At 63.5% G+C, this 23,690-nt stretch carries 22 protein-coding genes; 12 read left to right on the top strand and 10 right to left on the bottom strand.

The features are described from left to right. Window positions 1–23: 23 nt before the first annotated feature. The 3 genes from pyrE to ASD07_RS09475 all read left to right on the top strand — a co-directional run bounded on the left by pyrE (window position 24) and on the right by ASD07_RS09475 (window position 2,034). Complete coding sequence (gene pyrE, locus ASD07_RS09485; RefSeq protein WP_055928587.1) at window positions 24–680, top strand: orotate phosphoribosyltransferase; 657 nt, start codon at window positions 24–26, stop codon at window positions 678–680. Between the two features lie 72 nt (window positions 681–752). Continuing rightward, a complete protein-coding gene (locus tag ASD07_RS09480) occupies window positions 753–1,127 on the top strand; it encodes a hypothetical protein (protein ID WP_055928585.1) in 375 nt (124 codons plus the stop codon). 4 nt (window positions 1,128–1,131) lie between these two features. After that, window positions 1,132–2,034 carry an alpha/beta fold hydrolase gene (locus ASD07_RS09475; RefSeq protein ID WP_055928582.1) on the top strand — a complete coding sequence of 301 codons (903 nt, stop codon included), beginning with the start codon at window positions 1,132–1,134 and terminating at the stop codon, window positions 2,032–2,034. 42 nt (window positions 2,035–2,076) lie between these two features. Here the strand turns inward: ASD07_RS09475 and gatB are convergent, their stop codons facing one another. The 3 genes from gatB to gatC all read right to left on the bottom strand — a co-directional run bounded on the left by gatB (window position 2,077) and on the right by gatC (window position 5,484). Beyond that, window positions 2,077–3,537 carry an Asp-tRNA(Asn)/Glu-tRNA(Gln) amidotransferase subunit GatB gene (gatB, locus tag ASD07_RS09470; RefSeq protein ID WP_055928579.1) on the bottom strand — a complete coding sequence of 487 codons (1,461 nt, stop codon included), beginning with the start codon at window positions 3,535–3,537 and terminating at the stop codon, window positions 2,077–2,079. Between the two features lie 158 nt (window positions 3,538–3,695). Next, on the bottom strand, window positions 3,696–5,171 hold the full coding sequence (gatA, locus tag ASD07_RS09465) for an Asp-tRNA(Asn)/Glu-tRNA(Gln) amidotransferase subunit GatA (protein ID WP_055928576.1): 1,476 nt from the start codon (window positions 5,169–5,171) through the stop codon (window positions 3,696–3,698). 13 nt (window positions 5,172–5,184) lie between these two features. After that, window positions 5,185–5,484 carry an Asp-tRNA(Asn)/Glu-tRNA(Gln) amidotransferase subunit GatC gene (gene gatC / locus ASD07_RS09460; RefSeq protein ID WP_055928573.1) on the bottom strand — a complete coding sequence of 100 codons (300 nt, stop codon included), beginning with the start codon at window positions 5,482–5,484 and terminating at the stop codon, window positions 5,185–5,187. Window positions 5,485–5,726: 242 nt separating this feature from the next. Here gatC and ASD07_RS09455 point away from each other — a divergent pair, with 242 nt between their 5' ends. From ASD07_RS09455 to ASD07_RS09430, 6 genes are read left to right on the top strand one after another with little or no spacing between them, the layout of a single operon-like run. Next, window positions 5,727–6,770 (top strand): rod shape-determining protein, encoded by a 1,044-nt coding sequence (locus ASD07_RS09455; RefSeq protein ID WP_028102363.1) that lies wholly within the window; start codon window positions 5,727–5,729, stop codon window positions 6,768–6,770. A gap of 46 nt (window positions 6,771–6,816) precedes the next feature. Continuing rightward, window positions 6,817–7,785 (top strand): rod shape-determining protein MreC, encoded by a 969-nt coding sequence (gene mreC, locus ASD07_RS09450; protein WP_055928662.1) that lies wholly within the window; start codon window positions 6,817–6,819, stop codon window positions 7,783–7,785. Beyond that, window positions 7,782–8,294 carry a rod shape-determining protein MreD gene (gene mreD / locus ASD07_RS09445; RefSeq protein ID WP_055928570.1) on the top strand — a complete coding sequence of 171 codons (513 nt, stop codon included), beginning with the start codon at window positions 7,782–7,784 and terminating at the stop codon, window positions 8,292–8,294. The genes mreC and mreD overlap by 4 nt, the downstream gene beginning before the upstream one ends. 2 nt (window positions 8,295–8,296) lie before the next feature. Beyond that, window positions 8,297–10,372 carry a penicillin-binding protein 2 gene (mrdA, locus tag ASD07_RS09440; protein WP_055928565.1) on the top strand — a complete coding sequence of 692 codons (2,076 nt, stop codon included), beginning with the start codon at window positions 8,297–8,299 and terminating at the stop codon, window positions 10,370–10,372. Between the two features lie 9 nt (window positions 10,373–10,381). Continuing rightward, window positions 10,382–11,497, top strand: a complete 1,116-nt coding sequence (gene rodA, locus ASD07_RS09435; RefSeq protein ID WP_055928562.1) for a rod shape-determining protein RodA — start codon at window positions 10,382–10,384, stop codon at window positions 11,495–11,497. Then, the gene (locus ASD07_RS09430) at window positions 11,494–12,498 is read left to right on the top strand and encodes a septal ring lytic transglycosylase RlpA family protein (protein WP_055928560.1); all 1,005 of its coding nucleotides are present in this window, start codon (window positions 11,494–11,496) and stop codon (window positions 12,496–12,498) included. The genes rodA and ASD07_RS09430 overlap by 4 nt, the downstream gene beginning before the upstream one ends. On the opposite strand, the gene ASD07_RS09425 is transcribed toward ASD07_RS09430, so the two are convergent. Genes ASD07_RS09425 through argS form a run of 7 tightly spaced genes read right to left on the bottom strand, consistent with a single transcriptional unit; the run spans window position 12,485 to window position 18,658 of the window. After that, the gene (locus tag ASD07_RS09425; RefSeq protein WP_055928557.1) at window positions 12,485–13,177 is read right to left on the bottom strand and encodes an SPOR domain-containing protein; all 693 of its coding nucleotides are present in this window, start codon (window positions 13,175–13,177) and stop codon (window positions 12,485–12,487) included. The genes ASD07_RS09430 and ASD07_RS09425 overlap by 14 nt on opposite strands. 16 nt (window positions 13,178–13,193) lie before the next feature. Further along, the gene (locus ASD07_RS09420; protein ID WP_055928555.1) at window positions 13,194–13,973 is read right to left on the bottom strand and encodes a type III pantothenate kinase; all 780 of its coding nucleotides are present in this window, start codon (window positions 13,971–13,973) and stop codon (window positions 13,194–13,196) included. After that, complete coding sequence (locus ASD07_RS09415; RefSeq protein ID WP_055928552.1) at window positions 13,970–14,782, bottom strand: biotin--[acetyl-CoA-carboxylase] ligase; 813 nt, start codon at window positions 14,780–14,782, stop codon at window positions 13,970–13,972. Before ASD07_RS09415 ends, ASD07_RS09420 begins: the two co-directional genes overlap by 4 nt. After that, window positions 14,779–15,552, bottom strand: a complete 774-nt coding sequence (locus tag ASD07_RS09410) for an SDR family oxidoreductase (RefSeq protein ID WP_055928548.1) — start codon at window positions 15,550–15,552, stop codon at window positions 14,779–14,781. The genes ASD07_RS09415 and ASD07_RS09410 overlap by 4 nt, the downstream gene beginning before the upstream one ends. Before the next feature lie 4 nt (window positions 15,553–15,556). Further along, window positions 15,557–16,225: a thiol:disulfide interchange protein DsbA/DsbL gene (locus ASD07_RS09405; protein ID WP_055928546.1), complete on the bottom strand. Its 669-nt coding sequence runs from the start codon at window positions 16,223–16,225 to the stop codon at window positions 15,557–15,559. Between the two features lie 14 nt (window positions 16,226–16,239). Then, window positions 16,240–16,941 (bottom strand): SPOR domain-containing protein, encoded by a 702-nt coding sequence (locus ASD07_RS09400; protein ID WP_055928543.1) that lies wholly within the window; start codon window positions 16,939–16,941, stop codon window positions 16,240–16,242. Window positions 16,942–16,948: 7 nt separating this feature from the next. Then, on the bottom strand, window positions 16,949–18,658 hold the full coding sequence (argS, locus tag ASD07_RS09395; protein ID WP_055928539.1) for an arginine--tRNA ligase: 1,710 nt from the start codon (window positions 18,656–18,658) through the stop codon (window positions 16,949–16,951). A gap of 736 nt (window positions 18,659–19,394) precedes the next feature. Here argS and rsmB point away from each other — a divergent pair. The 3 genes from rsmB to ASD07_RS09380 all read left to right on the top strand — a co-directional run bounded on the left by rsmB (window position 19,395) and on the right by ASD07_RS09380 (window position 23,604). After that, on the top strand, window positions 19,395–20,720 hold the full coding sequence (gene rsmB, locus ASD07_RS09390; RefSeq protein WP_055928661.1) for a 16S rRNA (cytosine(967)-C(5))-methyltransferase RsmB: 1,326 nt from the start codon (window positions 19,395–19,397) through the stop codon (window positions 20,718–20,720). A gap of 64 nt (window positions 20,721–20,784) precedes the next feature. Further along, window positions 20,785–21,318, top strand: a complete 534-nt coding sequence (locus ASD07_RS09385) for a DUF4390 domain-containing protein (RefSeq protein WP_229207108.1) — start codon at window positions 20,785–20,787, stop codon at window positions 21,316–21,318. Then, complete coding sequence (locus ASD07_RS09380) at window positions 21,319–23,604, top strand: ATP-binding protein (RefSeq protein ID WP_055928533.1); 2,286 nt, start codon at window positions 21,319–21,321, stop codon at window positions 23,602–23,604. Window positions 23,605–23,690 lie beyond the last annotated feature (86 nt).

The raw sequence follows: 23,690 nt of genomic DNA, 5'->3' as shown, positions 1-23,690 counted from the left end.
CTTTGAACAGAGATGGGTGCACTATGAGCAATTTGAGGCAAGAGTTTATCGCGTTTTCCGTACAGGCGGGAGTGCTGAAATTCGGCGAGTTTACGACCAAAGCAGGGCGCCAATCGCCCTATTTCTTCAATGCTGGCCTGTTCCATGACGGCGCGACGTTGGCCAGGCTGGCCGACTTCTACGCCCAGACCCTGCTCGACTCCGGCGTCGAATTCGACATGCTGTTTGGCCCGGCCTACAAAGGCATCACGCTGGCTTCCGCGACCTCGATGGCGCTGGCAGGCAAAGGCCGCAACACTTCTTTCGCCTATAACCGCAAGGAAGCCAAGGACCACGGCGAAGGCGGCACCCTGGTAGGCGCCAAGCTGACTGGTAAAGTTGTCATTATTGATGATGTGATCTCGGCCGGCACCTCGGTGCGCGAATCCGTGGAGATGATCCGCAACGCCGGCGCCGAACCGTGCGCAGTACTGATCGCCCTGGATCGCATGGAGCGCGGCGGCAAGGATGGCCAGATGTCCGAGCTGTCGGCGGTGCAGGAGGTGAGCAAGAACTACGGCATCCCGGTGATTTCGATCGGCAACCTGTCCGACCTGTTTACCTACCTGTCGGCCGACCCGTCGCTTGCACAGCACAAGGACGCGGTAGCCGCTTACCGCAGCAAATACGGGGTGGAGTAAACCGCGCTGGCGCTGGCCGGGCGTTGTGCTAGACTGTGATTGCTTCCTTACAACATTAGATCGAGGAAAGTAATGAACATCGCAACGCTCAAGGTGTACGGCGACGAAGCTGCGGTCGCGGACGTGCGGGACGGGCTTCCCAGCGAGCCTGAAAGCGACTGGAGGAAGGGTGACACCAGCCCGACCGGCCGCACCCGCCTTGACCATGGCTTCTATGCCACGCTGGGTACCGATCCCGATCCGGACGCCTTGATGCGCAAGGTGCGCGCCTACCTGCACGAGTGCCAGGCGCGCGGTATCACCTTCGATGTTGCGCCGATCCAGGCCGAACTGCGCGTTGCCTTCTCTCCCGCCGCGCCCAGCCAGCGCGCATCCACTCTCGATTTCACGCTGGCCGACCTCTCGCTGATGCTGGAGATGGGCATTGCGCTGAGCATTTCCTCGTGACCGCATGAACCGATTTTCCGAAGACCGCTTCGCCACATTCAAGGGGCGCAGCGGCGCCGAACGCAAGATCCATATCTGGGAACCTGAGAAGCCGGCGGCTGGGGTGCTGCTGGCCATCCACGGCGGGCTGGCGCATGCGGGCGATTATGTGACGCCGGCGCTGTATTTCAAACAGCACCGCTTTGCGACCGTGGCGTTCGACCTGTGCGGGCATGAGAATGCCCGCCGTGTGGATATTCCGGATTTCCGCATCTTCGTTGAAGAGGTGGAGTTGTTCCTGCATTGGACCAAGCAGCATTATCCGGGCGTGCCGGTGTTCGTCATGGGGCATTCGATGGGGGCCCTGATTGCGACGCGCTTCGGGCTAGAAGTGCTGGAGCGCGATCCGCTGGTGAAGGGCTTTGTGCTGTCGTCGCCGTATTACGTGAATGCGATCAAGGTGCCGGTGCTGCTGGAGAAATTGTCCGGCGTGCTGGCGGCGTTGGCGCCGACCATGAAGGTGCCGATGGCGTCACTGACCGATGTGCTGACGCATGATGCTGCGATTACGGCGCGTCATCATCGCGATGAGGCGGATGATGTGCGGGCGCGCGAGTGTACGGTGCGGTTTGGCGTGGCCTTACAAGGCGCGCAAAAAGGGCTGGCGGAGAAGATGCCGACCTGGCGCTGGCCGTTATACGCGGTGGTGGCGGGGGATGACAAACTTGCCGACCCGAAGGCTACCCTGGATCTGCTGGCGATGGTTGATCCAAAGCTGCTGGAGTGCCATGTGCAGCATGAGAACTATCACGAGAATTTCAATGAGGTGAACCGGGAGGAGATCTTTGCGGATATCTTGCGCTGGATGTGCGCGCACCTTTCAAAACCGGTAGACCTGGGTCAGGCACAAGTGCCTGACCCCGCATGATCTTCGGCCGCGGGCCGCGCTGCAGACCCCGGTTTACCGGTTTTAGGAAGCCAGCTTCTGCTTCAGCAGCTCGGTCAGCTGCGCCGGATTAGCCTTGCCCTTCGATGCCTTCATCGCCTGACCGATCAGCGCGTTGATTGCCGCTTCCTTGCCTGCGCGGTACTGCTCAACAGACTTCTCGTTGTTGGCGATGACTTCGTTGACGATGGCTTCCAGCGCGCCGGTGTCGGAAATCTGCTTCAGGCCTTTCTGCTCGATGATCACATCGACCAGGTTCGGGTCTTCCGACTTGGCTTCCCACATTGCGCCGAATACTTCCTTGGCGATCTTGTTGGAGATCGTGCCGTCGGCAATGCGCTTCAGCATGCCGGCCAGTTGTACCGGCAGCACCGGCGCGTCGGCGATTTCCACGCCTTCACGGTTCAAGGTCGACGACACATCGCCCATCAGCCAATTGGCGGCGGCTTTGGCGTTTTCCTTGCCCGCAGCCGCAACCACGGCTTCGAAATAGAGCGCCATGCCTTTGGAGGCGGTCAGGATCAGCGAATCGTATTCCGGCAGCTTGTATTCTTCCACGAAGCGCGTGCGCATCACGGCCGGCAGCTCCGGCATCGAGCCTTTCACGCGCTCGATCCAGTCGGCGCCGATGGTCAGCGGCGGCAGGTCCGGATCAGGGAAGTAGCGGTAATCCTGCGCGTCTTCCTTCTCGCGCATCAGGCGCGTTTCCTTCTTGTCCGGATCGTACAGGCGGGTCGCCTGCACCACCTTGCCGCCGTCTTCGAGCAGCTCGATCTGGCGCGCCACTTCAACGTGCACGGCTTCCTCGATGAAGCGGAAGGAGTTCAGGTTCTTCAGTTCGCAGCGCGTGCCGAATTCCTGCTGGCCCTTCGGGCGCACGGAAACGTTGATGTCGCAGCGGAAGGAGCCTTCCTGCATATTGCCGTCGCAGATACCCAGCCACATCACCAGGCCGTGCAGGGCCTTGCAGTAAGCCACAGCTTCGGCAGCGGAGCGGATTTCGGGCTCGGACACGATTTCCAGCAGCGGGGTGCCGGCACGATTCAGGTCGATGCCCGACATGCCGTGGTAATCCTCGTGCAGCGATTTGCCTGCGTCTTCCTCGAGGTGGGCGCGGGTCAGGTTCACGGTCTTGGTGACGAACTTGCCGTCCTTCTCGTAACCGAAGGTCAGCTGGCCGCCTTGCACCACCGGATCTTCGAACTGCGAGATCTGGTAGCCCTTCGGCAGGTCAGGATAGAAGTAATTCTTGCGGGCGAAAATCGACTGCGGCGCGACTTTCGCGCCCACGGCCAGGCCGAAGCGGATCGCGCGTTCAACCGCAGCCTTGTTCATCACCGGCAGAACGCCTGGCAGCGCCAGGTCAACCGGGCTGGCCTGGGTGTTTGGTTCGGCGCCGAACTTGGTCGGCGAGCCGCTGAAAATTTTGGAGTCGGTAGTGAGCTGTACGTGGTTCTCAATACCAATGACGACTTCCCATTCCATATTCTTCTCTCTTTCAAGGTCGGTGCCAGGTCTGACATTTGGACATCCGAGCAGTTTGTTTGATTTATCTCAATACGCGATTTTGTCTGGTTTTGCGTATTGAGATTTGTCAAAGAGCCTGCGTCGATGTCCGAATGACAGACCTGGCACCGAATTTATCAGATGCCGCTCGGTGCGCGCTTGTGCCAGTCGGTCGCTTGCTGGAACTTGTGGGCCACATTCAGCAGCTTCGCTTCAGCGAAGTAGTTGCCGATGATTTGCAGGCCGACCGGGCGCTTGGCGTTCTTCTCGCCATCGCCGAAACCGCAAGGGATGGACATGCCAGGCAGGCCGGCCAGGCTGGTGGACAGGGTGAAGATGTCGGCCAGGTAGTTCGCTACCGGATCGTCGGCCTTCGAACCCAGGTCCCAGGCCACGGTTGGCGCTACTGGGCCCATGATCACGTCGCACTGGCTGCCCAGCACATTGGCGAAGTCCTGCGTGATCTTGCGGCGGATCTTCTGCGCTTTCAGGTAGTAGGCGTCGTAGTAGCCGTGGCACAGGATGTAGGTGCCGACCATGATGCGGCGCTGTACTTCCGGACCGAAGCCTTCGGCTCGGCTCTTCTTGTACATGTCCTGCAGGTCCTTGTAGCCCTCGGCGCGGTGGCCGTAGCGCACGCCGTCAAAGCGCGACAGGTTGGACGATGCTTCGGCCGGAGCGATCATGTAGTAGGCCGGGATCGACAGCGCGGTGTTCGGCAGCGAAATGTCGACCAGGGTGGCGCCCAGTTCCACGAACTTGGCCAGCGCGGCGCGCACTGCTTTTTCGACGTCGGCAGCCAGGCCTTCGCCGAAGTATTCCTTCGGCACGCCGATGCGCAGGCCGGCCAGCGGCTTGCCCAGGTCGCGGGTGAAGTCTTCGGCAGCGTTGCCTTGCTCGGTGGTCAGGCTGGTCGAATCGCGTTCGTCGAAACCGGTCATGGCGGACAGCAGCAGCGCGCAATCTTCCGCGGTCTGCGCCATCGGGCCGGCCTGGTCCAGCGAGGAGGCGAAGGCGATCATGCCGAAGCGCGAGGCGCGGCCGTAGGTCGGCTTGATGCCGGTGATGCCGCAGAACGCAGCCGGCTGGCGGATCGAGCCGCCGGTGTCGGTGCCGGTCACGCCTGGGGCCAGGCGGGCAGCTACCGCAGCCGCAGAACCGCCGGACGAGCCACCGGGAACGGCAGACTTGTCCCAAGGGTTTTTCACGGCGCCGAAAGCCGAGTTCTCATTCGAGGAACCCATGGCGAATTCGTCGCAATTCAGTTTGCCGAGGGTGACCATGCCGGCGTCCAGGAACTTCTGCACCACGGTGGCGTCGAACGGGCTGGTGTAGTTGGCCAGCATTTTCGAGCCGGCGGTCGAGCGCCAGCCTTTGGTGACGAAGATGTCCTTGTGCGCGATCGGCACGCCGGTCAGGGGCGTGGCCGTGCCGTTGGCGATGCGCTTGTCGGCGTCGGCCGCCTGGGCCAGCGTCAGCGCGCGGTCCACGTGCAGGAAGGCGTTCAGGTCGCTCTTTTCAATCCGGTCCAGGAAGTGGCTCGCCAGTTGGACGGCGCTGACTTCCTTCTTTTGCAGCAGATCGGACAGCTCTTTGATTGTTTTGGTATGCATTCTCTGTTCTCGCTTATTCGATCACTTTTGGCACCAGATACAGGCCATCTTCGGTCTTTGGTGCCACTTGCTGGTATTCCTCGCGGCGATTCGGCTCGGTGGCCACGTCTTCGCGCAGGCGCAGTGCGACCTGCATGGCATTGGCCAGCGGGTGCGACAGCGGGGCGACACCCTCGGTGTCCACGGCCTGCATCTGCTCGGCCAGCGCGAAAATGCCATTCAGCTTGTCCAGCATATTGGCCGAATGGGCTTGGTCCATCTCCAACTGGGCCAGCTTGGCGATGCGTTCAACGTCGTTCAGGGTCAGGGACATGGAAATTGTCAGAAGTGTAATTTATTGGATCGGTTGCCTATCACCAGTTAAATCGCGGCGAACACCGCATAAATCAACGGTTGCGTGCTCGCACAATAGAGTGGATTTAGGGCAAATAAGCTGTAGATTATAAGGTACAATCGCGGGTTAATGCGCTGCTGGTGCTGAACACCCGCCCGGCCGCATTTGACCGGATACCTCATATATAACGAATTTTGCGCATTGCGCCCTACAGGACACTCATGTTTGGTTTTTTACGTCGCTATATTTCGTCTGACCTGGCCATCGACCTGGGTACGGCAAACACCCTGATTTACGTACGCGGTTCCGGCATCGTGCTGGACGAGCCTTCGGTCGTGGCGATCCGCCAGGAAGGTGGCCCAAACGGCAAGAAAACGATCCAGGCCGTTGGTAAAGAAGCAAAGCAGATGCTGGGTAAAGTACCTGGCAACATCGAGGCGATCCGCCCGATGAAAGACGGCGTGATCGCCGACTTCACCGTCACCGAGCAGATGCTGAAGCAGTTCATCCGCATGGTGCACGACTCGAAATTCTTCCGCCCGTCGCCGCGCATCATCATTTGCGTGCCTTGCGGTTCGACCCAGGTGGAACGCCGTGCAATCCGTGAATCGGCGCTGGGCGCCGGCGCATCGCAGGTGTACCTGATCGAAGAACCAATGGCAGCGGCGATCGGCGCCGGCCTGCCGGTGTCCGACGCGACCGGCTCCATGGTGGTCGACATCGGCGGCGGCACCACCGAAGTGGGCATCATCTCGCTGGGTGGCATGGTGTACAAGGGCTCCGTGCGCGTGGGCGGCGACAAGTTCGACGAAGCAATCGTCAACTACATCCGCCGCAACTACGGCATGCTGATCGGCGAACAGACCGCTGAAGCGATCAAGAAGGCTATCGGTTCCGCCTTCCCTGGCTCCGAAGTCAAGGAAATGGAAGTCAAGGGCCGCAACCTGTCGGAAGGCATCCCGCGCTCGTTCACCATCTCTTCGAATGAGATCCTGGAAGCGCTGACCGACCCGCTGAACAACATCGTCTCCGCCGTCAAGAACGCGCTGGAACAGACCCCGCCGGAACTGGGTGCAGACATCGCCGAAAAAGGCATGATGCTGACCGGCGGCGGCGCGCTGTTGCGCGACCTGGACCGCCTGCTGATGGAAGAAACCGGGCTGCCGGTGCTGGTGGCAGAAGACCCGCTGACCTGCGTGGTGCGCGGCTCCGGCCTGGCGCTGGAGCGCATGGACCAGCTGGGATCCATCTTCTCCTACGAGTAAAGTTGAGAAAAAGGGCAGCGGAAGCTGCCCTTCTTAATTGGAAGACATGGAATACAGTCCACCGCCACTGTTCAAGCAAGGCGCGTCCGCCCGTTTCAAGATGATGGTGTTCGCGTGCATTTCGATTGCGCTGCTGCTGGCCGATTCGCGCGTCAATGCGCTGACGGCAGTCCGGCAGGGCGTCGGCTTCGTCCTCTATCCCTTGCAGAAAATCGCACTGCTGCCGCGCGATGCCATGTACGGCATGGGCGACTATTTCTCCACGCTGTCGAAGCTGGAGAAGCAGGTCAGCGTGCTGCAGCAGCAGCAGATCGCCGCCTCACAGGCCTTGCAGCAGGCGCAGCTCTACCAGGCTGAAAACAACCAGCTGCGCAAGCTGCTCGATGCGCAGCAGCGCGTGCCGGGCAAGTCGCAATTGGCTGAAATCCTGTACGAAGCACGCGATGTGTTCACGCGCAAGGTGATCCTGAACCGCGGCACCCAGCATGGTGTGGCAGCCGGCTTGCCGGTGATCGACAACCAGGGCGTGGTGGGGCAGGTGACGCGGGTGTTCCCGTTCACTTCCGAAGTCACGCTGCTGACCGATAAGGAGCAGGCGATTCCGGTGCAGGTGCTGCGCAACGGCTTGCGTTCCGTGGCCGTCGGCCGCGGCCAGTCGGGCAACCTGGACCTGCGCTTCATGGCGCCGACGGCTGATGTGGTGGTCGGCGACATCCTGATTACTTCCGGTATCGACGGCGTGTACCCGGCCGGCCTGGCCGTGGCGCGCGTGGTGCAGGTGGAGAGCAATGCCAGCGGCGCCTTCGGCCGCGTGGTCTGCGCGCCGCTGGCAGGTACCGAACGCAATACCGCGCTGCTGATCCTGATGTCGCTGCCGGACATACCGCCGCGACCTCCGGAGGAAGAGCCGGTTTCCAAGCCGTCGAAGAAAAAGGATAAGGAAAAGACCAAGGCGGAAACTGCACAGGCGCCGGCTCCGGCAGCCGCGCAAGCACCGAAAGAGGCGACCCGATGAACCGTCCACAATACATCCTGCTGCCGGTCAGCCCGCTGTTCATTTTTTTCAGCCTGTTCTGCGCGGTGCTGCTCAATATGCTGCCCTGGGGCCGCTTTTTCGCGGCGCCGGACTTCGTGGCGCTGACGCTGGTCTTCTGGGGCGTGCACCAGCCGCGCAAGGTCGGCATCGGCACCGCCTTCTTTCTCGGCCTGCTGATGGACGTGCATGACGCATCGCTGCTGGGCGAAAATGCGCTGGCCTACACGCTGCTGTCCTATTTCGCCATCATGCTGCACCGCCGCATCCTGTGGTTCCGGGTGACCACGCAAATCCTGCACGTGGTGCCGCTGCTGTTGCTGGCGCAAACCGTGCAAATGGTGGTGCGCTTCATCGTGGCCGGAAAATTCCCCGGCTGGTTCTTCTTCATTGAAAGCGTGGTTGCTGCACTGTTGTGGCCACTGGCCACCATGCTGCTGCTGGCGCCGCAGCGCCGCGCAGTGGATAAAGACCACACCCGCCCGATCTGAGCATGACCGAGTTCAAGAATACAGAGCAAGACCTGCACCGCTTCCGGGTGCGACTGTCCGTACTGGGCGGGCTGGTGTTCTTTTGCTTCTCGCTGCTGCTGGCCCGCTTCATCTGGCTGCAGGTCATCAAGCATAACGACTACATCGCCAAGGCCGAGGATAACCGCATTGCGGTGGTGCCGATCGTGCCGAGCCGCGGCCTGATCCTCGACCGCAACGGCGTGGTGCTGGCGCGCAACTATTCCGCGATCACGCTGGAAATCACGCCGTCCAAGCTGGCCGCGCCGATGGAAGACGTGATCGACGAACTGGCCAAGCTGGTCGACATCACCAGCAAGGACCGCCGCCGCTTCAAGAAACTGATGGAAGAATCCAAAAGCTTCGCCAGCGTCCCCCTGCGCAGCCGCCTGACCGACGAGGAAGTGGCGCGTTTCGCTGCCAACCGCTTCCGCTTCCCCGGCGTCGACATCCAGGCGCGCCTGTTCCGCCAGTATCCGCTGGGCGAGGTGGCTTCGCACGTGGTCGGCTACATCGGCCGTATCAACCAGGCCGAGTCGAAGGCGCTGGAAGGAAGCGAGAATGAAGCCAATTACAACGGCACCGAACATATCGGCAAGGAAGGCCTGGAGAAGAGCTACGAGCGGCAACTGCACGGCGTCACCGGCTACGAGGAGGTGGAACGCACCGCCGGCGGACGCGCCATTCGCACGCTGTCGCGCACACCGGCCACACCGGGCTCCAACCTGATCCTGTCGATCGACATCGAGCTGCAGAAGATCGCAGAGGACGCTTTCGGCGAATACCGCGGCGCACTGGTGGCGATTGAGCCGAGCACCGGCGACGTGCTGGCGTATGTGTCGCGCCCGGGCTACGACCCCAACCTGTTCGTGGATGGCATCGATGCGCAAAGCTGGAATGAACTGAATACCTCGCTGGACAAGCCGCTGATGAACCGGCCGCTGTCCGGTACCTATGCGCCGGGCTCCACCTTCAAGCCGTTCATGGCGCTGGCCGCGCTGGAAACCGGCAAGCGCACCACCGGCCAGGCGATTGCCGACCCGGGCTTCTTCTACCTCGGCACCCACAAGTTCCGCGACGACGTGGTGGGCGGCCATGGCATGGTCGACATGCGCAAATCCATTGTCGTGTCGTGCAATACCTATTACTACATGCTGGGCCGCGACATGGGCATCGATTTGATCCATGACTTCATGGCGCCATTCGGTTTCGGCCAGCTGACCGGCATCGACCTGGAAAACGAGAAAAAGGGCGTGCTCCCTTCGCAGGAATGGAAGCGCCAGCGCTTCAAGAAGAATCCGGCGGCCGGCAAATGGGTCGGCGGCGATACGATTTCGGTGTCCAACGGTTCCGGCTACAACAACTACACACCGCTGCAGGTGGCGCACGCGGTGGCCAACCTGGCCAACAACGGCGTGGTGATGAAGCCGCACCTGGTCAAGATCCTGGAAGACGGCGGCACGCGCAAGCGCACCCTGACCGTGGCGAAGGAAAGCTACCGCATCCCGCTCAAGCAGGGCAACATCGACTTCATCAAGGATGCGATGGTGGGCGTGACCACCGAGCCCGGTGCGACCGGCTACCGCGCTTTCCTGAATGCCGGCTATACCGTGGGCGGCAAGACCGGTACTGCGCAGGTGGTGGCGATCAAGGCCAATGAGAAGTACAACGCGGCGCGCCTTGACGAGCGCCTGCGCGACAACGCCTGGTTCACCGCCTTTGCCCCGGCCGACAAACCGAAGATCGTGCTGGCGCTGATCGTGGAGAACGCCGGTTTCGGCGGCGCCGTGGCGGCGCCGATTGCACGTAAAGTGCTGGACTACTGGCTGCTTGGCAAGCGCCCGACCGAAAAGGAAACGACGCCGGTGCCGAAGGAGGATGCGGTCACGGTTCCGGTGGAAGACTTGCCTGAGGAAGACGTGGACGCGGCTGCCGAGCGCCGCGCACAGCAACTGGGCCCGGGGGCAGCGCCGGCGCAGCCGGCACCAGCACCGGCACCGCAGGCGCCAGCGCCGGCAGACCAGAAGCCGCCGGCCAGCCCGCCGCGCAAGAGAGAATAAGGAGGCAGCATGCCAATCAATGAAAGGCGCTCGCTGTGGCGGCGCATGCGCCCATATGTGACGGTATTCGATGGCCCGCTGATGCTGGTCATCGTAATGCTGCTGGCAACCAGCCTGGTTGCGCTGTATTCGGCCAGTATCGGCATTCCCGGCAAGATCGAGGACCAGTTGCGCAATATCGCCATGTCCTTCCTGGTGATGTGGTTCGTGGCCAATATCTCGCCGCAGAACATGATGCGCATTGCGCTGCCTGCCTACGTGGTGACGGTGTCGCTGCTGGTGGCGGTGGCGCTGTTCGGCACCATCAAGCTGGGAGCCCGGCGCTGGCTTAACCTGGGTTTTGCACAGATCCAGCCTTCCGAATTTGCCAAGATCGCAGTACCCCTGATGCTGGCCTGGTACTTCCAGCAGCGCCATGGGCATATGCGCTGGCATGCCTATGCACTGGGCGCACTGCTGCTGCTGGTGCCGGTGTTCCTGATTGCGCGCCAGCCCGACCTGGGCACGGCGCTGCTGGTGGTGGCTGCTGGCGCCTGCGTCATTTTCCTGGCCGGCCTGGCATGGAAAGCCATCCTGGCGTTGCTGCTGATGGGCGCGGCCTGCCTGCCGGTTGCCTGGTCGATGATGCACGACTACCAGCGCGAGCGGATCATGACCCTGATCGACCCGACCTCCGATCCGCTGGGCAAAGGCTTCCACATCCTGCAGTCGACCATTGCGATCGGCTCCGGCGGCGTGACCGGCAAAGGCTGGACGCAGGGCACCCAGGCCCACCTGGAATTCATCCCCGAGCGCACCACCGACTTCATCTTCGCCGTGTTTTCGGAGGAGTTCGGCCTGGTCGGCAACCTGGTCCTGATGTTCCTCTACCTGCTGCTGATCGGCCGCGGGCTGATGATCGCATCGGGCGCACCGAACCTGTTCACGCGCCTGCTGGCGGGCGCGATCACGATGATTTTCTTCACCTATGCCTTCGTCAACATGGGCATGGTGAGCGGTATCCTTCCGGTAGTGGGCGTGCCACTGCCGTTCATAAGCTACGGCGGCACTGCGCTGCTGACACTGGGTTTGGCGTCGGGCATCCTGATGTCGATCCAGCGACATAGAAAGCTGGTGCAAACTTGAAGAAGCACGCAATCCGACTCCTGCCGCTTGCGGCAGCCGCCCTGCTGGCCGCTTGCGGCACCACGCAGACCGATTCAACTTCGCGCAAGCCGCCTTCGCCGGTGACGGCCAGGCCGCAGCCGGGCATTCCGGTGCTGCCGGCTGCGGGCTCCGGACGCGGCGCCTACTACCAGGACGATGGCCCGGGCGACAAGCCGCCGGCGGGGCTGATCGAGACGCCGGACGCCGAGGTGCGCAACGATCCCCTCGCGCCTTACTCCAACCGCCCTTACGTGGTGTTCGGCAAGAGCTACAAGCCTATCCCGCTCGGTTCGGATTTCAAGCAGCGCGGAACGGGTACCTGGTATGGCAAGAAATTCCATGGCCAGCGTACCTCGTCCGGCGAGATCTACGATATGTACAAGATGACCGCGGCGCACCCGACGCTGCCGATTCCGTCATACGCGCGGGTGACCAATATCTCTAACGGCAATTCGGTGGTGGTGCGCATCAATGACCGCGGGCCGTTCCATTCGACCCGCATCATCGATGTTTCCTATACCGCGGCGCTGAAGCTTGGCCTGCTGGTCAATGGCACCAGCCAGCTGGAGGTGGTGCACCTGCCGCCGGCCGAGATCGAACGCATGATCGCAGCGCGGAAAGCCGGCGGCAGCGCACCGGCTACGGCTGCTGCGGCCCCGGCCCCGGCGCCGCAAAGCATGCCGAAGGCGGCGCCGATGCTGGCCTCTTCCGATGGCGACGAGGCCAAGCCGGTGTTGCTGGGCGGCGCAGGCGAGCAAGGCTTTTACCTGCAACTGGGTTCCTATGCGCGTGAAGACGGCGCGGACGGCTTGCGCAAACGACTGGAGGCCAGCGACGCCGGCCTGAAAATGGACATGGAGCAGGCGGGCAAATTCTATCGCCTGTTTGCCGGCCCGTATGCCAGCCGCGAAGATGCGCTGGCAGCCGGCAAAGCGCTGCCTTCCAGCCTGAAACTGAAGCCGATCGTTATCGAGCGTTAGAGCAGGAACGGGTTTCCTGTTCCGGGAACCTGGCGGCGATCTTGGCGATGCGTGACTTGGCGTCTTCGCTGATGTCGTGGAACTGGAAGTACACCTGCTTGCTGCTGGCGTAGCGCGGCGCCACGCGCGCACTCTGCACGCCTTGCTTGACCAGCGCTGCCAGTTGCGCCTGCGCCGCCGCTTCCGTGCGGAATACGCCCAGCGAGATGCCCCATTTCAACGGCGAGCTGTCGTTCAGGATGAAGAAGTTGGTGACACCGAGCTCGCGCAGTTCGTCGGCCTTCTTTTCGGCGGCGGCGCGGGTGGCCTGCGGCGGGATATGCACGATGTAGCTCGACACTTCCTGTTCCGACACATTGCGGCGCTGCTGGCGGTCGCCCAGTTCCAGCGGGGCCAGGCGGTTCTCAAACTTGCGGGCATCGTCCAGCACGAAGTTGCCGACTTCCAGGCAGACGGTGGCTGCCGGCTCGTCGCGCGGCACCGGCGGCGGCGGGGCCACCGCTGCTACGGCGCTTTCCGCCTTGCTGGCGCTGACCAGCAGCAGCTTGTTGGCGTTTTGCTGCTTCTGCAGGCGCGCAGGTTCGCGCTCATTGCCGCTGAATTGGCCGAGATAGCCTTCGCCGTACGCAAACAGCGCGGCATTGGCGACCAGCAGCAGGGCGAAAATCAGTTTCAGCACGGGCACTCCATACGGGTCAGGCGCTGCGCAGGGCAGCGTGCAGTCCTATCATCACAATGTTTTCGACATGGCGGTGCGGCACGGGAACCGCGGGCGCGACGTAAGGCGCGGCGCCGCCGGAAATAATACATTCTACGGCCTGATGCAACTCGAATGCGCGTTCAATCGCACCGGCTTGCGCGGCCAGGCAGCCGGACAGGATGGCGTCATCGGTGTTGTCGGCGAAGCCTTCCGGCAGCTTGCCGGGCTTGATTTGCGGCAGCTGGGCGGTATTTCTGGCCAGCGAGGTGGCCATCAGGCCCAGGCCCGGCAGGATCATGCCGCCCAGGAAAGTGCCGTCGGCCGTGATCGCGTCAATGGTGGTCGCGGTGCCGCAGTTGGCGACCACGATCGCCTTGCCCGGGCATAGCGCGTGAGCGCCGATGGCGGCGGCGAAACGGTCGCAGCCCAGTTGCGCGGGATTGCGGTAGGCGTTGCGGACGCCGGCACGCTGCGCGATCGAGGCGAACCATTCGATCGCTGGCGGCTGGATCCGCAGCTGCGGCGCGGCCAGCCAGCCGGCCAGCATATCGCGTACGGACTGGCCGGCTACGTTGGCTACCAGCACGCGGCCGATGGCCGGCACGGCGCCGGCGCTCGCTGCGGCCAGGGCGGAGGAGAGCGCCGGCGGGAAGTCGGCAGCCTCTGCGTGCATGTGCGCGCCTTGTGCCAGCCAGTCGCCAAGGCCGGCTGCGGGCGCTGCGAGGGCCCATTTGATGCGGGTATTGCCGGCATCGATCAGCAGGTCGTAGGTCATGGCGCGAGCCTCAGCGAAACGTCGCCCGACAGCACGGCCACGCGGCCGGTAGGGGTGTCGAGCAGCAAGCGGCCATGCTGATCCACGCCGGCGGCCAGGCCTTCCTGCTGGACTTCGCCCTGGTCGAGCAAGCGCACCGGCTGCCCGCGCCACGCCTGCAGCGCGTTCCAGCGCTCGGTGAAGGCGGCAAAGCCGGTATCGTCGAATTCCGCCAGCACGGCGCACAGCCGGCTAAGCAATTGCGCCAGCAAGGCGTTGCGGTCCATCTGCGCCAGCCACGGAGCGGAGGATACTTCGCGGCCGATGGCCGCTTCCATCTCGTCCGGCATCAGCAGGTTCATGCCGCAGCCGATGACGGCCCAGATGGTGCCGTCCGGCGCCGCCTGCGTTTCGACCAGGATGCCGGCCAGCTTGGCGCCATCCTTCAGCATATCGTTCGGCCATTTGAGCTGGACCGGCACGCCCAGTCCGTTCACGGTTTCGGCCAGCGCTACGCCGACTGCCAGCGGCAGACCCACCATGCGGTGCAGCGGGGCGCGGAACGGCCAGGCGACGGAGAAAGTCAGCGAAGCGCCGGGCGCGGAAAGCCAACTGCGGCCGGCGCGGCCCCGTCCCGCGGTCTGGCGCTCGGCCACGCGCAGCACCGGTCCGCGCAGCGCATCGGGAGCAGCATGCGCAGCGCAAGGCACGCGTGCCAGCAAGTCGGCGTTGGTGGAACCGGTTTCGTCCACCACTTCAATGGCGACGTGCGATGCGCTGTCGGCAAGCAGCGTGCGCATCGCCGCTGCGGCGAGAGGTGCTGCATTCATATCGTGCCCTTGCGCGCCTTATGCGGCGCCTTGGCAAAAGCCCGGTCGTACAGCCAGTTCGGCAGGACGCGCAGCAAACGAGCGATCATGCCTGCGCCGAACGGAATAACGCGATAGCTGTCGCCCCGTTCAATGCTGCGCGCCGCGGCCGCGGCGAAATCTGCCGGCTGCATCAGAAATGGCATGGGATATTTGTTCTGCTGCGTCATCGGCGTGTCGATATAGCCCGGCGCGATAGTGACAACCTTGATGGCGCTGCTGCGCAATTCGACGCGCAGCGATTCGCAATACACCCGCACCGCCGCCTTGGAAGCGCTGTAGGCGCCGCCGCCCGGCAAACCGCGCACGCCGGCGACGCTGGCTATGCCGACCAGGCGCGCCGGCGATCGCTGTGCGCGCATGGCCGCCACGAAGGGCGCAAATGTCGCCACGGTGGCCGTGACGTTGGTGGCGATGATGGATTCGAACACCGGCAAGTCTTCCGCCAGTTCGGTGATGGTACCGTGCGAGATGCCCGCGTTGGCGATGACGATATCGCAGCCGCCGGCATGGGCGAGGAAATCTTGGGCGGCGCTGCGCAGCGCCGCATGGTCGGTAACGTCGGCCGCGTAGCAGCGGTGGCGCTCCGGATTGGGCAGGGTGGCGGCAAGCGCCTGCAGCGCGCCGGCGCGGCGGCCCAGCAGGCCGAGAGTGCAGCCCTGGGCAGCATAGTGCGCTGCCAGTGCTGCCCCGATGCCGCTGGAGGCGCCAGTGATGAAAACGCGCTTCAAAGCCTTACTTCTTCTCCGCCTTTGCCTTGGACACCAGGAAGTCCAGCACGGTCAGCGCGTTGGCATGCTGCTGGGCCTCGTCCGGCACCGGCTTGACGTTCTTGTTTGCTTCGGCAGGGGAGGTCATGTACTTGCCGTCAACGATCAGCATCGGCCAATAGTCGACGCGGTAATCGCCCATCAAGCGTTCCGTGCGGCGCACTTTGGCGGCCACGCCGAAGCTGTTATAGGCTTCGGTGAATTTGGTCTTGTCGATGCCGTTGCTGGCGGCCCAGTCGATCACCGCGGTGTCATTGCGCAGGGAGTTGCCCTGTTCATGCATGGCAGCGAACACTTTCGCGTGGTTCTGTTCCACCAGGCCCAGGGCTTCCAGTGCGAAGAACAGCTTCTGCTGCGGCAGCACGGACGGGCCGCGGCCCACGTGGATGCGCTTGAAGACCACGTTGTCGCCCTGTTTCCTGGCCCAGGCTGCCATGGCGGGTTCGAGCGCATAGCAGTGCGGGCAGTAATAGGCGAAGAATTCGATGACTTCGACCTTCTTGCCGGTATCGACATTTTGCGGCTCGGGCAGCACTACATAGTCGGTGCCCGCAACCGGGGCGGCTGGCGAAGCAAGGGCACCAAAGGCTACGCCGCACAGGACCACGGCCAGGATCTGCTTAAACAGTTTCATCGCTCAGACTTCCCTTATTTTTGATTACGGACGACGGCAACATCGATGCCGTTTTCAGACAGCTTGGCGCGCGCCTTGTTCATGGCCTCGACCTGGGTGAAAGGACCCATGCGCACGCGGTGCAGCACGCCGGCATCGGTGGCGCGGTCGGACACCGTAGCCTCGAAGCCCAGCAGGGCCAGTTTGGCGCGGGTGTTCTCGGCGTCGCCGACTTCGCGGAAGGCGCCGGCCTGCAGGTAGTACACGAACTTGTCTTCGCCAGGCAGGGCAGGCGCCGGGGCGGCTGCCTGCGCCGGCGGCGCTGCGCTGTTGACCGGCGGCGGGGCCGCAGGCGAGGTGGCGGCCGGCGTCGGCGCCGGAGCAGGGGCGGGCGCCTTGGCCGGAGCCTGGCCCTGCGCCTGGATGTTGTCCACCACTTTCTGCAATGCGTCGGCGGGAGCCTGTTTCTGGCTGTCGCGCTCGAATTCGCTGTTCGCCTTTTTCACGGCCTCCTTGTTGCCGTACATCGGCTTGTTCGGATCGGCGATCTGGCCCGATGCTTCATCGGTCGCCTTGCCGTTCTTCGGCGCCTTGTCGGTAAACGGCGTCTGGCCCTTGGTGATACTCAGGGCCACGACGACGGCGATGACCAGGCCGATGACCAGGCCGATGATGAAGCCAACTAAGGTGTTGCCTTGTTGCTGACGCGGAGAAAAGCGAAGGGAACGAAAAGCCATGTGGACCTTACATTTGGTTAGGAGCGGAAACGCCGATCAGTGCCAGGCCGTTGCGCAGCACCTGGCGGGTAGCAACCATCAGGGCCACGCGGGCCAGCTTGGTCGCTTCGTCTTCCACCAGCACTTTTTCGGCAAAGTAGAACGAGTGCAGTGCGGCGGCCAGGTCGCGCAGGTAGAACGCTACCTGGTGCGGACCGAGTTCGGCCTGGGCACGGGCCAGCACCTCGGGGTACTGGGCCAGGGCGGCCAGCAGGGTTGCTTCGGTCGGCGCGGTCAGCGGCGACAGGTCGACGTTGGCCACGGAAGCCTCGTCGCCGCCCCAGTTTGCCAGCATGCGGCAGATACGCGCGTGGGCGTATTGCACGTAATAGACCGGATTCTCGTCGGAAGTCTTGAGCGCGACGTCGACGTCGAACACGAATTCGGTGTCGGCTTTACGCGAGATGAGGAAGAAGCGCACGGCATCGCGGCCCTTGGTGATGTCGCCGCCGCCGGACCATTCGATCAGGTCGCGCACGGTGACGTAGGAACCGGCGCGCTTGGAGATCTTCACCTCGGCGCCGTCTTTCATCACAGTGACCATCTTGTGCAGCACGTAGTCAGGGAAGCCTTGCGGTACGCCCAGGCCGACCGCCTGCAGGCCGGCGCGTACGCGGGCGATGGTGCCGTGGTGGTCGGAACCCTGGATATTGATGGCCTGGGTGAAGCCGCGCTGGAACTTGACGATGTGGTAGGCGACGTCCGGCACGAAGTAGGTGTAGCCGCCGTCGGTCTTGCGCATGACGCGGTCCTTGTCGTCGCCGTAGTCGGTGGTGCGCAGCCACAGCGCGCCGCCGTCTTCGTAGGTGTGGCCGTTGGCGACCAGCGCTGCAACAGCCTTTTCCACCTTGCCGTCGGAGTACAGCGAGGATTCCAGGTAGTAGTTGTCGAACTTCACGCCGAAGGCTTGCAGGTCGATGTCCTGCTCGTTACGCAGGTAGGTCACGGCGAAGGCGCGGATGTTGTCGATGTCTTCCACGTCGCCGGAGCCGGTCACCGGCTGGCCGTCGGAGGCGGAAACGGTTTTCCGGGCCAGGAAGTCGGCAGCGATGTCGGCGATGTAGTCGCCGTTATAGGCCGATTCAGGCCATTCCGCGTCGCCCGGCTTGAAGCCTTTGGCGCGGCACTGGACCGAATTGGCCAGGGTCTGGATCTGCACGCCGGCGTCGTTGTAATAGAACTCGCGGGTGACCTTGGCGCCTTGCGCTTCGAACAGCGAGGACAGCGCGTCGCCCAGGGCAGCCTGGCGGCCGTGGCCAACGTGCAGCGGCCCTGTCGGGTTGGCGGAGACGAATTCGATGATGACGTTCTTGCCGGCCAGGGATTCGCTCTGGCCGAAGGCGGCGCCTTGCTGCAGCACCGATTTGACTACGGACTGCTTGGCGGCGTCGGTCACACGCAGGTTGATGAAGCCCGGGCCGGCGATTTCGGCGCCAGCCACCAGCGCCTTGCCGGCTGGGGATTCCTGCAGGGCGGCGACGATTTTCTGCGCCAGTTCGCGCGGATTCATCTTCAGCTGCTTGGCCAGCTGCATGGCGATATTGCAGGCGACGTCGCCGTGCGAGGCATCGCGCGGGCGCTCCAGCACCACGTTGGCTTTAACGTCGGAACCTTCCAGGATCGGCGCGAGGGCGGCCTGGAACAGGGAAATGATCTCTTGCTTTTGTTGGGCGAGCATGTGAATAGCCGGGAACGTCTGAAAGAGGAACATTATACTTGTTTGCAAGAACGGGTAAATCAGGGGGAAACAAGGGGTTAGGGCGCTTAACCCGGGTACAATCTTGGTTTTCACAGATTTACCGCGATGAACGGCCTCCAGGGCCGTGCCGCCGGCTGGCGGGCGCGATGACAGGATTGCAATGACTAAGAAAGAGCGCCCAACCTTATCCATCAAACCAAAGGCTAAGCCGGCTGCGACGGCTGCCAAGGCGCCGCGCGCGCCAGGGGATGGCGGCCAGCGCTCCGCCGGATCGGATCGTCCTCGCGCCGCGGGCCCGCGTCCAGCCGGCCCAGCGCGCAGCGAACCTGCCCCGCGCACCAACGGCCCGCGCCCAAGCGGCGAGGGCGCCCAGCGCCCCGGGCCGCGTGCGGAGCGTGAAACGCGTGGCGAAGGCCGCAGTGAAGGCCGGGGCGAGCGCGAACAGCGCGGCTTTGCACCGCGTGCCGAGCGCGAGAACCGCGGCGAAGGACGCGGCGAAGGCGGCCAGCGCGGTTTCGGCCGCCGCGAAGGCGCGGATTTTCGCAATGATTCGCGCTCGGACAGCGGCCAGCGCGGCTTCGGCCGTGCGGCTGGCGGAGAAGGCGCCGCTCCGGGCTCGCCTTGGGCGGCCAGCAAGCCAGCGGCCCGCGGGACCGATACGCCGGCGCCGCGCGCCCCAGCCAGACCAGCCTTCCGCGACAGCCACCACCGCGACCTGCAACCGCGCGTACAGACCGATTTCCAGTCCGAGCTGAAACAGGACTCGCTGGCCTTCGCGATCCTGGGCGCCGCTAGCGCCGCAGTGCAAGTCCAGCAAGGCACCGCACTGCCGCAGGCACTGGCAGGCGTATTCGCAAGCAATAGCGTCACCCCGCAAGCCCGCGGCGCAATCCAGGATATCGCCTACCGCGCCATGCGCCAGCTGGCCTTGAGCGAAATCCTGATCGGCCTGATGGCGCCCAAAGCCCCGGACCCGCTGGTCCAAGCACTGCTCTCCGTCGCCCTGCCGCTGATGCACCCGGCTGACGGCAGCCCGGCCCCGTACGAAGCTTTCACGGTAGTCGACCAGGCAGTCACGGCCGCCGGCTCGCACCCGGACACCGCGCGCGCAAAAAACATGGTCAACGCCCTGCTGCGCCGCTTCCTGCGCGAGAAAGAAGAGCTGCTGGACGAAGCCATGCAGCAGCCGGAGGCTAAATACAATTACCCGCAGTGGTGGATCGACTCCGTCATCACGGCCTACCCGAAGGAATGGGAGCAGGTGCTGGCCGCAGGTAACAAGGCCCCGCCGCTGACGCTGCGCGTGAACACCCGCCGCACTTCGCTGGCCGACTACCTGGCGCGCCTGGCGGCGGAAGGCATCGAAGCCAACCAGGTCGGCGATTTCGCCGTGCGCCTGGCCAGGCCGGTGCCGGTGTCGCAGATTCCAGGCTTCGAGCAGGGCGACGTGTCCGTGCAGGACGCCGGCGCCCAATTGGCGGCGCCGTTGTTGGATGTGCAAGCCGGCATGCGCGTGCTGGACGCCTGCGCCGCCCCGGGCGGCAAAACCTGCCACATCCTCGAACTGGCCGATGTCAATTTGACAGCATTGGACGCCGATCCGAAGCGCCTGCAGCGCGTCCAGGAAAACCTCGACCGCCTCCAGTTGCAGGCAACATTGCAGCCGGCAGAGGCGCAGAGCGACGCCTGGTGGGACGGCCAGCAGTTCGACCGCATCCTGGCCGACGTGCCTTGTACCGCTTCCGGCATCGTGCGCCGCCACCCGGATATCCGCTGGTTGCGACGCAAGAGCGACACCCGTCAACTTGCAACACTTTCGTCGCAAATTCTCGACAATCTTTGGAAAATGCTCGCCCCCAATGGTAAATTGCTGTTCGTGACATGTTCGTTGTGGCCGCAGGAGTCCGAGGCGCAGGCGGCCGCTTTCGCGGTGCGCAACCGCGCCACCCGCCTCGATGCGCCGGGCCAATTGCTGCCCCTGGGCGGCGCCGAGCAGGATCACGATGGTTTGTTCTACGCATTGTTCCGGAAAGATGCGTAACCCTTTAACGAGCACCAGGCAAGTGATCCAAAGATTTCTTCGACTCCTTTGCTGGCAGTTGCTGTTGACGCTTGCGTGTGCGTTGCCGCACGCTGCCCACGCCTCCGACGAGACGGTGGAGATCACGCGCGCCTATATCGAGGCGGCGGAAGAAGGGTACCGCCTGTCCTCGGCATATTCGTTCGAGTTGAGCCACGGCCTGGAAGAGGCCGTGCAATCAGGGGTCTCGCTGCACTTCACCACGGAAATCAGTTTTACCCGCCCGCGCTGGTACTGGTTCGACGAAAAAGCCGTTACCGCCAAGCGCACCCACAAGCTGTGGTACGACGTGCTGATACGCCAGTACTACGTCAAGATCATCGGTTCCGTCGCCCAGCCTTTCCAGACGCTGGACGAAGCCCTGTTTTTCATCCGCCGTCCCACCCGCTGGGTAGTCGCTCCGCGCGGCACCCTGAAAGTGGGCGAAACATATAACGTTACCCTGCGCATGGGCATGGACAAGGATTACCTGCCCAAGCCGATCCAGGTCAACGCCTTCAACAACAGCGAGTGGCGACTCTCGTCCAGCAAAAAAACCTTCCAGTACAGGGCTGAGTAAGTGACGTCGGCCCTCAGGTACTTGTTTGTCGTCGCGGGAGCGATCTGCAGCATATTGCTGTTCCTGCTCGCGTCGGCCTCCGATAACTCCGGCTTGTTCGACCGCTATTACGGCTGGCTGCTTGGCCTGAACGCGTCGGTCGCGGTGGCGCTGGTGCTGCTGGTCGGGGTCTCCCTGTTCCGCCTCTATGCGCGCTACAAGAGCGGCAAGTTCGGTTCGCGCCTGATGACGCGGCTGGTGGTGCTGTTTGCCGCTATCGGCGTCTTGCCCGGCCTGGTGATCTTCCTGGTGTCGGTGCAGTTCGTGTCGCACTCCATCGATTCCTGGTTCAACGTGCGCGTGGAAGAAGCGCTGGACGCCGGCCTTGACCTGGGCCGCTCGGCGCTCGATGAATCGCTGGCCGAACTGGAAGCGCAGGCGCGCGGCACCGTGCGCCAACTGGCCGAAGACCCGTTTTATGCTGCGCCGGCCACGCTGGCGCGTTTCGTGCGCCGCCATCCTGGTACCCAGAGCGCCATCATCGTCGATGCCGACGGCGGCCTGATCGTGTCTGCCATGGGCGAGCGCCGCATCAACCTGTCGGCCGACCTGCCTTCCGCGGCCATGTTGAACAAGGCCAAGGAAGACCCGTCCTATGCCGCCTACGAGGGCGGCGGCGAGCTGCGCGACGACCGCATCGGCGCTCCGCAGCCGGCGCCGCTCGACGCCAACAGCGTGCTGCGCCTGCGCGTGCTGATGGCGATCCCCGACGGGGTGCAGCCGTCCGGCGCCCACCTGGCGCCGCGCTACCTGCAGATCATCCAGGCCGTGCCGCAAAAGCTGGCCAGCAACGGCGAAATGCTGCGTACCGCCTTCTCGGAATACAAGGAACGCTTCGTAGCCCGCGTCGGCCTGCGCAAGATGTATATTGAAACGCTGACACTGACGCTGTTGCTGGCGGTGTTCGGCGCCATCGCGGCGGCCTTCCTGATCGCCAACGACCTGGCGCAGCCGCTGCTGCTGCTGGCAGAAGGTACCCGCGCGGTGGCGGAGGGCGACCTGTCGCCGCGCCCGATCGTGGCCAGCTCGGACGAACTGGGCACGCTGACGCAATCCTTCAACACCATGACGCGCCAGTTGTCGGAAGCGCGCAGCGCCGTGGAACGCAATCGAATCGCGCTGCAGAACGCCAAGGCCCACCTGGAGTCGGTGCTGGCCAATATGTCCGCCGGGGTGATGGTGCTGGACTCCGAATTCCGCCTGGTCACCTGCAACGACTCTGTCGAGCGCATCCTGCAGCATGCCGGCGTGACGTTGATCGGGCAGCCGCTGTCCGAAGTGGAAGGCATTCAGGAATTCGCCGCCGCCATCATCAGCGCGTTCTCGGCACAGAGCGCGCAGACGGCAGCCGGCCGCAACGTGGCGCGCCTGCACTGGCAGCGCCAGATCGAGATTCCGCGCAAGCCCGGCAGCCCCGAGGACAATGAACAGATCCTGCTGACGCGCGGCTCGCGCCTGCCGCTGGAAACCGGCACCGGCTACATCGTCGTGTTCGACGATATCACCGACGTGATCTCGGCCCAGCGCTCGATCGCCTGGGGCGAAGTAGCGCGCCGCCTGGCCCATGAAATCAAGAACCCGCTGACGCCTATCCAGCTGTCGGCCGAACGCCTGCAGATGAAGCTTGAATCCAAGCTGGCCGGCCCCGATGTGGAACTGCTCAACAAGGCCTCCACCACCATCGTCAACCAGGTCTCCGCCATGAAACGCATGGTCGACGACTTCCGCGATTACGCCCGCACCCCGCCTGCCGTGCTGCAGCCGCTCGAGCTGAATTCCCTGGTCGAGGACATCCTGCATTTGTACGTGAGCGGGGAGGGCAACGACATCATCCACGCCAGTCTGGCGCCGGCCCTGCCCATGATCCTGGGCGACGACACACAATTGCGCCAGGTAATCCACAACCTGCTGCAAAATGCGCAGGACGCGCTGCAGGAGCATCCTCCTGCGGACGCCGAGCCGCGCATCGACGTGGTCACCGAGGGCATCATCTACCAGAGTGCGGATGGCGGCACGCGTATTGCAGTGCGCCTCTCAATCTCGGACAATGGCCCCGGTTTCGCACCGAAAATCCTGGCCAATGCGTTCGAACCGTATGTGACGTCGAAGGCGAAGGGCACTGGCCTGGGCCTGGCGATGGTGAAAAAAATTATCGAGGAACACGGGGGCCGGATCGATATCCAGAACCGTGACGATAGTAGTGGTGCGTCGGTGCTGATTTTGCTGTTAAAGTTGGCGTCGGTGTAGTTGGCATAATATTGTTGGACTAATAAAATCATTGTCGCGCCGACAGGTATAGAATGCCTGCGTAGAGAGCGATAAAAATGAGGGAA

The organism is Duganella sp. Root336D2 (assembly GCF_001425005.1).
In the GTDB taxonomy this organism is placed as follows: Bacteria; Pseudomonadota; Gammaproteobacteria; order Burkholderiales; family Burkholderiaceae_D; genus Rugamonas.
The sequence above is the reverse complement of the archived record's forward strand: the minus strand, read 5'-3'. Positions and strand labels throughout refer to the sequence as shown.